Annotated in this window: 10 protein-coding genes; 7 read left to right on the forward strand and 3 right to left on the reverse strand. The window is 41.9% G+C overall.

Translation table 11 applies throughout. The features are described 5' to 3' along the window. The first annotated feature begins 8 nt into the window (after window positions 1-8). Entirely contained in the window at window positions 9-509 is a 501-nt protein-coding gene (tpx, locus tag HPC41_RS21725) for a thiol peroxidase (RefSeq protein WP_108634842.1), read from the forward strand. A gap of 91 nt (window positions 510-600) precedes the next feature. Here tpx and HPC41_RS21730 read toward each other — a convergent pair whose 3' ends face one another. After that, a complete protein-coding gene (locus HPC41_RS21730; RefSeq protein ID WP_172396183.1) occupies window positions 601-1,773 on the reverse strand; it encodes a trans-sulfuration enzyme family protein in 1,173 nt (390 codons plus the stop codon). Between the two features lie 195 nt (window positions 1,774-1,968). Next, entirely contained in the window at window positions 1,969-2,457 is a 489-nt protein-coding gene (locus HPC41_RS21735) for an META domain-containing protein (RefSeq protein ID WP_172396184.1), read from the reverse strand. Window positions 2,458-2,871: 414 nt separating this feature from the next. Between HPC41_RS21735 and HPC41_RS21740 the strand changes: the two genes are divergently transcribed. From HPC41_RS21740 to HPC41_RS21765, 6 genes are all read left to right on the forward strand, one after another. Then, the gene (locus HPC41_RS21740) at window positions 2,872-4,755 is read left to right on the forward strand and encodes an alpha-L-fucosidase (protein WP_172396185.1); all 1,884 of its coding nucleotides are present in this window, start codon (window positions 2,872-2,874) and stop codon (window positions 4,753-4,755) included. Beyond that, a complete protein-coding gene (locus HPC41_RS21745) occupies window positions 4,745-7,084 on the forward strand; it encodes a glycoside hydrolase family 95 protein (protein WP_172396186.1) in 2,340 nt (779 codons plus the stop codon). The genes HPC41_RS21740 and HPC41_RS21745 overlap by 11 nt, the downstream gene beginning before the upstream one ends. 10 nt (window positions 7,085-7,094) lie before the next feature. After that, window positions 7,095-8,270 (forward strand): thioredoxin domain-containing protein, encoded by a 1,176-nt coding sequence (locus HPC41_RS21750; protein WP_172396187.1) that lies wholly within the window; start codon window positions 7,095-7,097, stop codon window positions 8,268-8,270. A gap of 65 nt (window positions 8,271-8,335) precedes the next feature. Beyond that, window positions 8,336-9,196, forward strand: a complete 861-nt coding sequence (locus HPC41_RS21755; RefSeq protein ID WP_172396188.1) for a helix-turn-helix domain-containing protein — start codon at window positions 8,336-8,338, stop codon at window positions 9,194-9,196. 160 nt (window positions 9,197-9,356) lie between these two features. Beyond that, a complete protein-coding gene (locus tag HPC41_RS21760; protein WP_172396189.1) occupies window positions 9,357-11,075 on the forward strand; it encodes a M64 family metallopeptidase in 1,719 nt (572 codons plus the stop codon). 76 nt (window positions 11,076-11,151) lie between these two features. After that, on the forward strand, window positions 11,152-12,588 hold the full coding sequence (locus tag HPC41_RS21765) for a hypothetical protein (protein WP_172396190.1): 1,437 nt from the start codon (window positions 11,152-11,154) through the stop codon (window positions 12,586-12,588). 84 nt (window positions 12,589-12,672) lie between these two features. Here HPC41_RS21765 and HPC41_RS21770 read toward each other — a convergent pair whose 3' ends face one another. Further along, window positions 12,673-14,142 (reverse strand): glycine--tRNA ligase, encoded by a 1,470-nt coding sequence (locus HPC41_RS21770; protein WP_172396191.1) that lies wholly within the window; start codon window positions 14,140-14,142, stop codon window positions 12,673-12,675. Window positions 14,143-14,227: the final 85 nt, after the last annotated feature.

The following is a 14,227-nucleotide window of genomic DNA, read 5'->3' on the forward strand; positions in this document are numbered from 1 at the left end:
CATATTTTATGGCTACAATCACTTTTAAGGGTAATCCAGTGAATACTAAAGGCAACTTACCACAAGTCGGTGAGCAAGCACCTGATTTTAAATTAACTGCAGGCGATCTTTCCGATAAATCTTTAGCAGACTTTAAAGGGAAAAAAATTGTGTTGAATATTTTTCCAAGTGTGGATACCGGAACCTGTGCAGCTTCCGTACGTGCATTTAATAAAGAAGCATCTCAATTGGACAATACGGTTGTACTGTGTATATCGAAAGATTTACCGTTTGCACAGGGACGTTTTTGTGCAGCTGAGGGCTTGAACAATGTGGTGACATTATCCGAATATAAAGATTCGAATTTCTCTGATGCTTATCAATTGGCGATTGCGGATGGACCCTTGGCCGGTCTATTGAGCCGTGTGGTTATTACATTGGATGAAAACGGAAAAGTATTGTATGAGGAGCAAGTTGCGGAGATTGCGGACGAACCGAACTATGCAGCTGCTATTGCTTCATTGAACTAGGAGAATATTGGATGTTGAGAACAAATCTCCTATCTCAATACTAAAAACCAAATAAGCGATAAAAAGCGTGCCTCAGCACGCTTTTTATCACTTATTTGGTTTTCTCTAAAGCCTGTAAGATATCGTTGATAATATCTTCCTGATCCTCCAGGCCAACAGACAAACGAATACTGCCGGGTTGTATGCCCAGGTTTAGTCGCTCATCTTCTGACAACTTAGAGTGCGTCGTTGATGCAGGATGCGTAGCGATTGATCGCGAGTCACCTAAATTGGATGTATATAGGATCATTTCCAGCTGATCGACAAAAGCTTTTGCACGTTCAAAACCACCTTTGACAACAAGTGTAACAATACCACCTCCTGCTTTCATCTGTTTCTTCGCCAGTTCATATTGTGGATGGCTTGGTAGGAAAGGATATTTTACATCTTCAATCTCCGGATGATTTTCCAATGCTTGGGCCAGTGCGAGTGCATTTGAACAATGGCGGTCCATACGGATACCCAGGGTATCGAGACTTTTAGAAATGATCCAGGCATTGAAAGGTGATAATGCTGGTCCTGTGTGTCGGATAAAGAACATGAGCTTATCGATCAATTCCTGTTTCCCAACCACGATACCACCTAAAACACGACCCTGTCCGTCCATATATTTGGTGGCCGAATGGATCACCAAATCAAAACCATATTGAATCGGTTTTTGAAGATATGGTGTCGCAAAACAGTTGTCGATCGAAAGAATGATATTCGGATATTTTTGCTTGAATTTACCCAGCCATTCTAAATCTACTAATTCGAGTCCTGGATTGGATGGCGATTCCAGAAATATAATCTTCGTATTAGGCTGTATGGCCTTCTCCCACTCCTCAGGATTAGCTGCATCTACGTAAGTTGTTGTCACCCCCCAACGTGGAAAAAGTTCGGTAAATAACTGATGGGTGGAGCCAAATATTGCACGTGAAGAAACAATGTGGTCTCCACTTTCAATAATTGCCGCAAAGGACGCGAATACTGCGGCCATCCCGGACGCAAAAGATAAGCCAGCTTCGGCACCTTCCATAATACAGACCTTGTTGATGAATTCGGATGTATTCGGATTGGCATAGCGGGAATAAATCATTGCATCTTCTTCTCCAGCAAAGACCGCCCGACCTTGTTCAGCGCTGTCGAAGATAAAACTTGATGTGAGGTATAAGGGAGTCGAATGTTCGCGTAGTGCTGAACGATCGACCTGTTCACGTATGATTTTAGATTGATCTTTTTTCATGATGTGTAAAGTTACGAGATGAAATTTTAATATGGTATATTTCGCTGCTAAATAACGTGTTTTTATAAAAAAAACTGAGCACATCCTTGTACTCAGTTTTTTTCAGGATTTACAGTAGATCTGTAAGCCCCCTTTTTTATTACCATCGTTATGGGCAGCGGCGCCTATATGTCAGCAGAGTTCGCTGTTATTACCCTATTTTTTTACAAATTGCATCACAACAATATCGCCGGAAATGAATGTTAACGCATTATCCTTAACATCAAAGTTTGTCGTTGACTTTAGACCATTCATAAATTCGTTATAAGCGGCATTTTCACAGTGCATCATCGTAGATATCAATTTATCACCGATTTTAATGGAATTGCCTTTTTCACTTTCGTAAGTGCCGCCGATACCATTACAGCCATTGTTGCCTTCGACTTTGTGGTCTTTGGTTGTGAAAGTCAAAGTAGGAATCTTGTCTTTAAAGAGGTCTTTGAGCCCTTTTCCGGCTGTCTCGGGCGTAGTGAGTGACTTTAGTTCCCAAGTTCCTTCCAGCGATGCATTATCCACCACACTTGGTTTTTGCACCGATGTTGCGGTATCGCCGGCTCCTGTTGCTTCGGATTTTTTTCCTGCTGTATTACAAGCGACAGTGGAAAATGCCAATGCTACTGCTAAAATCATTAAATTTACTTTCATAATCATTTTTAATAAAATAAATATTCCTTTTTCTGCCCTATAGCTTATAATTATCATGCCAGTCTTGTCCCAATGACATGCAATCAGCTGCTGTAGTACAGCTAACTTCTTTATCTTCTATTAATAACAAACCTATGTTTTTTGTTTGCACTCCTGCGTTGAAATAAATTTTTCTTTATAAGATTTATAAAAAAAACACACTTACACTGCGGTGGGAGATCATTTTACAGGATAGCTAAACACTTTATATCAATCGATTGATATCATTCGTGAAGGCCATTTTTTAGCTAGAAGGCGCATTTTACACATGTTTCCAATCTGTTCCAGAGCGCAAATGTTACATGGATAAGTTTATAAAACTTCTTATATTAGGGCTTTACAACCTAATTTTCTAGTACTTATTTAATAAAGAATATGTTCACAATCTTGTTATCCTCCATCTTACTTTCCAGCGGTACGGTAGTCAAACCAGATACGTTAAAACCTTATGGGGCCTTGCCAACCGAACGCCAATTGAAATGGCAGGAGATGGAAACCTACTGTTTGATCCATTATACACCGACAACTTTTCAAAATAAGGAATGGGGGTACGGAGATGCGGAGCCCTCCTTATTTAATCCTTCGGCATTTAATGCGAATCAAATCGCCAAAGCAGCGGCAGATGGTGGTTTCAGGGGCTTGATCAGTGTAGCGAAACATCACGATGGATTTTGTTTATGGCCGACCAAAACAACTTCTTATAGCGTTGCATCCTCACCTTGGAAGAATGGGAAGGGGGATATGGTGAAAGAATTTATGGAAGCGACACATCGCAATGGAATGAAATTCGGGGTATACCTGTCTGCTTGGGACCGTCATGATGAACATTATGGAACGCCAGCTTATGCAACTGCTTATCGGCAGCAGCTGACCGAACTGATGAGCAATTATGGTCCTTTGTTCACTTCGTGGCACGATGGGGCAAATGGCGGTGATGGTTACTATGGCGGACATGAGGGAAAAAGGATCATCGATCGGACGACTTATTATGAATGGCATGAGAAAACATGGCCTATTGTGCGTAAACTTCAACCCGATGCCGTTATTTTCTCGGATATTGGACCTGATATGCGCTGGGTCGGTAATGAGCATGGTTTCGCTGCTGAAACTTCTTGGGCGACATTTACACCGAGAGGTTTAAATGGAAAAGTGGCTGTACCCGGTGCGACCGAATCGCATAATGCCGAAACGGGCGACCGGAATGGGAAATATTGGATTCCCGCAGAATGTGATGTGCCCCAACGTCCGGGATGGTTTTATCATCAGGAACAGGATAGCCGTGTAAAAACACCAAATCAGCTGTTTGAAATCTATCTGAAATCTGTGGGTAGAGGTGCCTGTATGAATCTTGGCCTGGCGCCAATGCCTTCAGGTACACTCCACGAAAATGACGTGAAATCGCTACAGGCTTTTGGTAAAAAGATCAAAGAAACTTTCCGGACAAATCTGGCAAAAGGTGCTACCATTACGGCCTCCAATACGCGCAACGATGATTTCAAGACATATGCAACATCGCTGATTACCGATAATGACCGTTACAGCTATTGGGCAACTGATGATGCCAAAACCTCAGCTACGCTTGAAATTAAGCTAACATCACCGGCGACATTTGATCTTATCCAATTGCGTGAAAATATCAAGCTCGGACAACGGATTGACAGCGTTATTATTGAACACAGGGTAGATAACGCCTGGAAACCATTGGCCAGAGCGACCAGCATTGGTGCGAATCGCCTGCTAAAACTTGAGCAGCCAACGACAACGGCAGATTTACGCGTGCATATCTATGCTCCTGTCGCAATTACCTTGAGTGACTTCGGACTATTTAAGGAATATAACGAATCCTTTACTTTCAATACAAAAGAGCTTAAAAAACAAACAGGTTTTAAATTAAAGACAGGCAGCTCTACCGATAATGCCTATATAACCGATGCTAATCCAAGTACCTTTGCGACCGTAGCAGACCGCGGGGTTTTGGTCATTGAAACGAATGGCCCTATTTCAGGGATTGGTTTCCTGCCTCGCCAGGACAAAAAGACTGCTGGTATTCCGACCAAATATACAATTTCAACTAGTAGAGATGGCAAAAAGTGGACAAGCGTTAAGGAGGGCGAATTCTCCAACATCAAAGCAAATCCAATTTTGCAACAGGTATTTTTTGAAACGAACAACAATACCAAGTTTATAAAATTTGAACCAAAGCAATTTATTGAAGGAAATGAGCTGACTATTGCGGAGCTTGAACTTTATGGAAAATAGAATTTTAACACTTCTTGTGGTCTGCATCTGTCAGACCACGCTTTTGTTCGCTCAGCAAAATCCACTCAGCCTTTGGTACAATAAACCGGCCGTTATCTGGGAAGAAACTTTGCCACTGGGCAATGGGCTAATGGGGATGATGCCGGATGGAAATCCGAAGAAGGAAAAAATCGTGTTGAATGAGATCAGTATGTGGTCAGGGAGTCCAGAAGATCCCAATAAGTATGAGGCCTATAAAAATGTCAGTGCGATTCAGAACTTGTTGAAAGCAGGTAAAAATGACGAGGCCGAGAAATTGGTTAATGAAACCTTTATCACCAAAGGAAAAGGCTCCGGCTTTGGAAATGGCGCGGAGGTTCCTTATGGTTGTTATCAGTTACTGGGAGATCTCATACTGCACTATCAATTACCCTCCTCTCCGATAGCGGACTATACAAGATCCTTGGACCTAACCACGGCGACAGCGCAAACCTCTTTTCGTACTGGGGACATAAAGATTCAGCGAACCTATTATACTTCGTTTGACAGGAATGTCGGTGTTATTCAATTGAATCAAAACAGCGGCGCCAGACAGACGGTCGGTATTTCTTTCGAACGCAAGGAGCATATTGACCGTTACACGCTATTGGATGATGGTATTTTGGTCGAAGGGTCGCTCCCGGATGGTAAAGGGGGTAAAAATCTGAAATTTGTTAGTTTACTAAACGTACAGGGCAAGGATCTTCAGGTCAATAAAAAGCACCAGGTACTGGAAGTTTCGGCGAAAGGCAACCTTGCTATCTATATCACTGCGAGCACGTCTTATTATGGACGGGATCCACTGGCTACTGTAAAAGCGACCATTGCAGCATTGCACTCCTCCAATGCTGCAAAAATGTACCGTAATCATGTGAATAGCTACCAGAAGACTTTTAACCGGGTCGAACTGAATCTATTTGGGAATAAATCGAATGCGGACATTCCGACCAACGAACGAATCGCTAATTTTTATAAAGATCCGGCACAGGATCCCGATTTAGCAAGTATTTATTATCAATATGGCCGTTATTTGAATATTTCAAGTGCGGCACCAAAAATCTCAAATTCACTTCCGCCAAATTTGCAGGGTTTATGGGCCAATCAGATCAATACACCATGGAATGGTGATTACCATTTAAATATCAATGCACAGATGAATCACTGGGGAGTGGAGGTGAATAATCTCAGTGAATATCATCAACCTTTTATTGAGTTGATCAAGCGGATAGCAAAAACAGGTGAGCAAACTGCGAAAGCGTATTATAATGCGCCCGGATGGGTCGTTTATATGATGACCAATGTTTGGGGGTATTCTGCTCCGGGCGAACAGGCTTCCTGGGGAGCAAGCACTGCGTCAGGCTGGTTGTGCAACCACCTGTGGGAGCATTATCTTTTTACCAGTGATAAAGAATATCTGAAAGAAATCTATCCGATACTCAAAGGCGCTGCACAATTTTATGATCATACCTTAGTGCATGATCCAAAAACAGGTTGGTGGGTAACCTCGCCATCTGTGTCCCCGGAAAATGCGTTTCGAATGTCCAACGGAAAGGTTGCGGCAGTCGTGATGGGGCCTACAATCGACAATCAGATTGTACGCGAACTGTATCAGGCAGTGATTCAGGCAGATTCTATTTTGTCTATGAAAGATCGTTTTGCAGCTAGCTTGAAAGGGAAGTTAAAAGAGATTCCACCACCGATAGTGATCAGTAAATCTGGGCGTGTGATGGAATGGCTCGAAGATTATCAGGAGGTTGAACCCACACACCGCCATGTGTCCCATCTCTATGGCTTGTATCCTGCGGCATTCATCTCGCCACAAACGACTCCTGCTTGGGCAGAAGCTGCGCGCAAGACTTTGGCAGTAAGAGGAGATGAAGGGACAGGATGGTCCAGGGCTTGGAAAATTTTATTTTGGGCAAGATTGCAGGATGGCGATCATGCGCTGGAGATTCTTCGCCAGCTGCTCAAACCTGCTTTTGTCAGTGAGACAACCTATCAGGGTGTCGGTGCGGGAACCTATCCCAACTTATTCTGTGCTCATCCGCCGTTTCAGATTGATGGCAACTTTGGTGGTGCTGCCGGTATTGCAGAGATGCTGATCCAAAGCCATAATGGCTATATTCACCTACTGCCGGCCTTGCCCAAAGCCTGGGCTAAAGGGCAGGTCAAAGGGCTGAAGGCCAGAGGTAATTACACGGTGGATATGCGTTGGGAACAGGGGAAAATTGTCGCACTTAAAATAAAAGGAAAAAAAGGAAATGTTCGGATATTTGAAAACGGAGCATATAAGGACTATAAAGTTCGTTAACTATTTTTGCTTGTTGCTTATTTTGCTGGGAGCAGCCGCTTGTTCCGAAAAAACAGATAAGACAAGAAAAGAAGCGCTGTTGAAAACATTTGCTTATAAGATAACTGGCCAGACAACTGCAGCCGAAGGAAGTCCTGTGACACTTATAGACCCTGAGAACAAAATACAGCAATTTACAAAAACAAGCGTGAAGAATGGGCAATTTGTCTTGGAAGGCGAATTGGCTATGACCGGTTTCTATGCGATCCAGATTAATGGAGGAGATCCCTATACGCTTTTTCTGGAAGGCGATAGTGACTATGATTTACAGGAGCATCAAGGACTGTATACCTTGACGACAACATCTGATAATGCAAGAGATTTTATCCAATTTATCGAAAGATATCACAAACGTGAACAAGAAGAAAAGTTGAAGGAAGAAAAACGAAAGGGGAGGATCGGTACATTAAATGGTAAGCTTCCAGGCATGGCAGCACGCAATGACGGATCCTACGAGCAAGCGGTGGATGAAATACAACGCTTGTCGGCCATTAAACCTTATAACCTTCGCGAATTATATGCTGATTTTATCCTGGACAGTATACATCGGTCCTCTTTGGTGCTCCCTTACTTTTTTAAGTATGTTTCCATCGATCAGGCGAACTTTAAAAAATTTGATAACGCGCTTCAACAGTTTGATGTGACTTTACAGAAACACCCTTATTATAAATTTGCACGTGAGAAAGTAGACCGTGTGAAAGATTTCTACGAGAATATGCCAGTCTTTCCAGCCATCACGCCAATGAATATTCAACGGGATTCGCTGGCATTGACTGAATTTTCAAAAGCAAAAATGCTGATCGTCGCATTCTGGAAAGCATCCAGCTCATACAGTCTCTCCGACGTTAGTTTATTGCGTAAAAAAGAGCCACAACTAAAGACAATGGGGGTGCGAGTCATTTATTTTTCGTTAGATAGTGATCAAGACAAATGGATTAAGGCAAGTAACTCCCTTGCTTTGGGACCGCATAACTATTATCTGAATACCAATGATCGGACTACAATGGAAAATGATTTTGGTATAGACCGTTCACCAAGCTACCTGTGGGTTGATCCACAGACATTCAAAATCTTGTCGCTCACAGGCGAAGATCCCACATTGCCGCGGTTTATCAGTAAAGTCAACGAGTTTTTGGATAAAAATTAACGATTATTGTCTTAAAAAATGGTATATTTGAATTAACGGTTTAATATTTGTTATTTCAATAGACGATGAAAGTTGTTCAATTTACAGTTCCGGTGGTTTATCAAGGATCTATTTGTGTACAGGAAGATATCTTGCCATCCTTTTATAGTAATTATCATCGGCATAAAGAGATCCAATTGACCTATATCCTAAAAGGACGGGGTACCTTTATGATCGGCAACTTTACGCATAGTTTTGAAGAAGATGAAATCTATATCGTTGATGCAGATGAGCCGCATATGTTTAAAACAGCAGAGGATATCAAGGATGGCATTCACGCTATCCATATTTTCTTTGATTATGAGCATTTTAAATCTTTTCTGGATTTTCCTGAATTTGACGATGTCAAATATTTTTTGGAACATATCAATGTAAGTAAGAAACTGGATGCCGAACATGCTGTTGCGCTCAAGGATAAATTTGTCCAGATCAATACAAGTGCAGGGATAGACCGGCTGTTATCTTTTGTAAAACTGATCAATTTTTTGAGTAAAAAGGTCGATCAATGGACCTCGCTGTATACGGGCATTCCTCAGAAGAAATTTTCGGATGCCGAAGGCTTGCGCATTAATGAAATATTTCAATATACCTTTCAGCATTTTGGCGATAAGATCTCCCTTGAAGATATTGCGGCAGTTGCCCACATGACGCCACATGCATTTTGTAAGTACTTTAAAAAACATACCCGAAAGACTTATGTTACTTTTCTGAATGAAATTAGGATTGAGCGTGCCTGTAAAATGCTGATTGACGAGTCCTCTGAAAGCGTTTCCAATATTGCATTTAAGACGGGGTTCAACAACGTGGTCAATTTTAACAGGGTATTTAAGAAGATCACAAAGCATTCCCCAAGCGAATATGTGCAGGAACATCGGATGCGGGATTAAACTACAGGACTTGCTATAGCTGAAACATTGCTGAAAAGACGGCCGCAGAGGGCCCTACAAATCCAGATCAGTGGATAATATCGGAGAAGTACTCCGCAATAAAGTTTAAAAATTAAGGGGATGAAAACCCTAATTTTGAAATCTAACGATTGTTACTCCGATGAATAAAAGCTTAATTTTTATAGTGCTTATACTACTTGGCTGTTGGTTGCCGGTAGCAGCCCAATCGCAGCATTTCAAGATTGATACCCTGCTGTACCAAGGATCAGCTAACCATATGGTGAACTTGGTTATCTTGGGTGATGGCTATACAAAAGACCAATTGGAAGATTATGCAGGAGATTCCAAGCAGTTTACCAACTATTTTTTTGCGATAGAGCCTTTCAAACAATACAGTAATTTCTTTAATGTGTTTGCTATTCAGACTGTATCAGAAGAATCCGGCGCCATCCATGACTGTAAAGCGAGTGACTGCGTACATGGTGATACCGATCTCAGTAAATATCCAAAACGCTATAATAAATTCACCAGAGATCATGCGGTACCGATTACGCATCCCAATACAATTTTTGGTAGTAGCTTTGACAATGGCGGATTGCATCGTCTCGTGGTCCCTCAAAAAAATGACCGTATTGAGGAAGTATTGAAAACACATATCCCAAATTATACACAGGTGGTCATATTGGTTAACTCACCATTTTATGGCGGATCGGGAGGAAAGTGGGCCACCTCAACGGTCAACTTCAAAAGCAACGATATCGCTGTCCACGAGATTGGGCATTCTTTTGCACAGCTGGCTGATGAGTATTGGGCAGGCAATCAATATGCTATCGAGTCAGTCAACCGTTCCCAAACGGCAGATGTAAATACTCTTCCCTGGAAATATTGGCTTGGAAAAGATGGCGTAGGGATCTATTCTTATGGCGGGAAAGGATCTCCGTCAACTTGGTTCAGACCGCACGAATATTGCAAAATGCAATATCTTGTGGCCCCGTTTTGTCCCGTTTGTCAAGAACAGTTCGTGGCTTCAATAAAGCGAAAATCGAGTCCCTTTATTGCTGTAAAACCAGTACTAAATAATGTGCTGACCTTGGATAGTGTACAGAAATTTACTTTGCGCCTAGCAAAACCGTCTCCAAATACATTTAAGCTGGTATGGCTTCTTAATAATGAAGCGATTGCTCATAATATCGACTCAATTTATTTAGACCCGGGAATGCTGCATAATGGCGCAAATGAATTGAAAGTATGTATTCAGGATACTACGGGTTTGCTCCGCAACCCAAATTATGTGAACCTTAAGGATTCTATTGTATGGAAACTTAATCAGCTCCAATCCAATGCGCTAGCCAAACCCACCAATCGCTGGGGGGATACATTGGAAACTTGTTTTGGGGGCGATCAGGTGCTTACGGTCAAAAAGCCTGTCGCAGGACTTGAATATCGCTGGTATGAGACAGCAACCGGTACACATATTGGCTCAGGAGCTAATATTTTTGTCCGGAACCTCTCCGTATCCAAAAAATATCATGTTGTTGCCTATTGGAAAGATAAGTACTCCACGCAAGCTGAAATTCTGGTGAAAACACTTATGCAAGTGGAAAAACCCAAGGAAATCCGCATCAAGATTGACAAAAAGAAAAATAAGGTGCAGTTGACCGTACAGGAAAAACAAAATTCACGTTATAATTATATTTGGTTGGATGAGAAAGGTAAACCAATTTACGAATGGGACGAGTTCAATGGCGAATACGTCCGTCCGGCCGGAACAAATAATATACTGGTCCTGGATCGTTCCAGTACTTCCCGAAAAGTTTATGTCCAAAAAGTAGACAGGGAAACGACCTGTAAGAGTGATTGTACAGAAGTAACTTTTTAGTTACAGTGTTGAAGCCTAATGATTTATGAGTTAATTTTAATCTGCCGGTTAGTTAACTTATAAATCATTCATCGTTATGAAAAAGAAATCCCAGTTTACGTTGGGAGTTTTTTCGTGCTTATTCATCGTGATGCTAGCCGTAGCATCATCCTGTAAGAAAAACTCGAAACTTCCTGATGAAAGCAACGAAAAAACACATGCGGTAACATTCAAAATCAAGGATTTTGAAACGATTGTCACCCCCTTGAGAGCACAATCGTTTAAGACTAGAAGCGCTTCGACAAGCGAAAACAACACAGCGCAACTCCTCTACCATTGGAATTTTGACAGCGGTGGTGCTGATCCTACTTCAGCGCTTGACGATGCTGTTGTGATTGATTATAACAATGGTAAAACCGACTACAGTTTTGTCGCCGGCTGGCCATCTTCCGGAAAGGCAATCAGCTTTAGGGGAGCGAAAGAGATCCTGATCAAGTTACCCGCTTCGGGAATTTCAGCATTGGCTAATTGGACTTTTGATGCCAATAGCTCTGGGACAGGGCCTCGCGCCTTACTGTTGAGTTACTCGACCGATAAAGGCGCGACATTCATAAACCTGGCGGATACTATTCATTATCCGCCTGAACTTGCTACTTCAGCCAAGTTCACAGTGGAACAGCAGCTTACGTCTATTCCGCTATTGGCAGCACAAGAATGCTGGTTAAAAATAGCTTTATTTGCCGGCAATAGAGGAGATGAAAGTAACTACAATGCGAGTACAGGGACGTTTAAAGTGGACAATATCAAAATTATGGGGACTACAGATCAATCCATTTTACCTGATAAATTGTATTACCATATCTTTGATGCTAACTCCAAGATACTTGTGAAAGCAGGTACACTTAATGCCAAAGAGACGTTTGGTGTTGCTTTGCCTCAAGGGACGTATTATTTAAGTCTATTCTCCAAAAATTCGAGTATACCATTATTGGTTCCAGCTGCGGTGACTGATCTTAGGAGCCTCTGGGTTTCTAACGCGTTTCATGAGCAGTCTGCGGAGGTATTTGCCGTACTGGACACTTTTGATGTGAAAGAATCCATAGAGCGGGTCCTGACAATGACACGTATCTATAGCGAAGTTAAATTTGAATGTACGGATACCGACGGGCTCGACCTTGTAGACAGTATCCATATCAAGCAACAGCATCATGCTTTCCAATATTACCCATTCGCAACAGCATCGGATGAAAAAGCTGATCACACCATCCTACGCATTATTCCCAATTTTACCAGTACGCAAACTTTTTCGTTTAATCAGTTTATGGGAGATGTTCCTGAAAATAAGCCAGTCAGCTATGAGTTACGTGTTTTCAGAAAAGGAGAAACTGTGCGCATATTTGAGTTAAGCAGCGAAATTAGAAATAATGTACAGCTGCTATTCAAAGGGAAACTGCTCGACGGTGTAAGTGGAGATCAGGGATTTCAGGTGATTAAGAATGACAAATGGCGTGATAATGTCCTGGTAGAATACTGATGTTGAGAAGCAAAAACCACCTAACCAATTGTAATAAAAAAGGTGTCCTTAGGGACACCTTTTCAGTCATCAGACAAATCTAATTTATAGCAGTTTTTTTAGCAAGGTATTCCAGCCCGCTAAATCATTTAAAATCCGTTCAAGATCGGCGATTGCCACGCGTTCCTGCTCCATGGTATCACGGTGACGGATCGTTACTGTGTTATCTTCCAACGAATCGTAATCAACGGTAATACAGATTGGCGTACCAATTGCGTCTTGACGGCGATAACGTTTTCCAATTGCGTCTTTTTCGTCGTATTGCACGTTGTAATCCAATTTTAGCGTGTTGAGGATCTCACGCGCTTTCTCTGGCAAACCATCTTTTTTGGTCAATGGTAAAATCGCCGCTTTCACCGGCGCCAATGCTGCCGGAAATTTCAATACAACACGAGAATCTTGTTTTTCTGCTGTAGAAAGATCTTCTGTTATCAATGAATTACATAAAACTGTCAGGAATAGACGATCCAATCCGATCGAAGTTTCGATGACATAAGGAATGTAATTTTGATTGATCTCAGGATCAAAGTATTGCATTTTCTTTTTCGAATATTCTTGATGCTGTTTGAGGTCAAAATCTGTACGGGAGTGGATACCTTCCACCTCTTTAAATCCGAATGGGAAGTTAAATTCAATATCAACCGCAGCATTTGCATAATGCGCCAATTTATCGTGGTCGTGGTAACGGTAGTTGGCGGGGTCAAAACCTAATGCCAAATGCCATTTCAAGCGTGTTTCTTTCCATTTATTGTACCATTCCAGCTCAGTGCCCGGACGGCAGAAGAATTGCATTTCCATTTGTTCAAATTCACGCATACGCATGATAAACTGGCGTGCAATGACTTCGTTACGGAAAGCTTTTCCAATTTGAGCAATACCGAAAGGAATTTTCATACGGCCTGTTTTCTGAACATTCAGGAAATTGACAAAAATGCCCTGAGCGGTTTCCGGACGCAGGTAAACCTGATCTGCCCCATCGGCCATGGCCCCCATTTGTGTGGCAAACATCAAATTAAATTGACGTACTTCAGTCCAATTCTTGGTGCCTGAAACCGGACAAACGATATTATGTTCTTCAATGATGGATTTTAATCCCGCTAGATCGTCTGCATTCAATGCAATATTCAATGCTTCCAAAAGTGCAGCTGCTTCAGCTGCTTTTCCATCAGCTTCATAACGTGCAATCTTATCTTCGATCAATTGGTCGGCACGGTAGCGCTTTTTTGAATCTTTGTTATCGATCATCGGGTCATTAAACCCATCCACGTGACCAGATGCTTTCCAGGTGGTTGGATGCATGAAAATCGCGGCATCTATACCAACAATATTTTCGTGCAATTGCACCATAGATTTCCACCAATAAGTCTTTAGGTTATTTTTAAGTTCAGAACCTAATTGACCGTAATCGTAAACGGCACTTAATCCGTCATATATTTCGCTCGATTGGAATACAAAACCGTATTCCTTCGCGTGTGATACTACACTTTTGAAAAAATCGTCTGTCTGTTTGCTCATAAGTGGCAAATATAGATATTAGTATTTAGATTTTAGATATAAGATTCTAGATATGAGATATTAGATCCGCACTGCCCGTCAAATC

It is taken from the genome of Sphingobacterium prati (assembly GCF_013167215.1).
GTDB classification, from domain to species: Bacteria; Bacteroidota; Bacteroidia; order Sphingobacteriales; family Sphingobacteriaceae; genus Sphingobacterium; species Sphingobacterium prati.

Bases quoted from the DNA above. Each gene is read 5' to 3' on its own strand.
- tpx (WP_108634842.1), top strand. From the start codon at position 9: ATGGCTACAATCACTTTTAAGGGTAATCCAGTGAATACTAAAGGCAAC.
- HPC41_RS21740 (WP_172396185.1), top strand. From the start codon at position 2,872: ATGTTCACAATCTTGTTATCCTCCATCTTACTTTCCAGCGGTACGGTA.
- HPC41_RS21755 (WP_172396188.1), top strand. From the start codon at position 8,336: ATGAAAGTTGTTCAATTTACAGTTCCGGTGGTTTATCAAGGATCTATT.
- HPC41_RS21770 (WP_172396191.1), bottom strand. From the start codon at position 14,142: ATGAGCAAACAGACAGACGATTTTTTCAAAAGTGTAGTATCACACGCG.
- HPC41_RS21730 (WP_172396183.1), bottom strand. From the start codon at position 1,773: ATGAAAAAAGATCAATCTAAAATCATACGTGAACAGGTCGATCGTTCA.
- HPC41_RS21735 (WP_172396184.1), bottom strand. From the start codon at position 2,457: ATGAAAGTAAATTTAATGATTTTAGCAGTAGCATTGGCATTTTCCACT.
- HPC41_RS21745 (WP_172396186.1), top strand. From the start codon at position 4,745: ATGGAAAATAGAATTTTAACACTTCTTGTGGTCTGCATCTGTCAGACC.
- HPC41_RS21765 (WP_172396190.1), top strand. From the start codon at position 11,152: ATGAAAAAGAAATCCCAGTTTACGTTGGGAGTTTTTTCGTGCTTATTC.
- HPC41_RS21760 (WP_172396189.1), top strand. From the start codon at position 9,357: ATGAATAAAAGCTTAATTTTTATAGTGCTTATACTACTTGGCTGTTGG.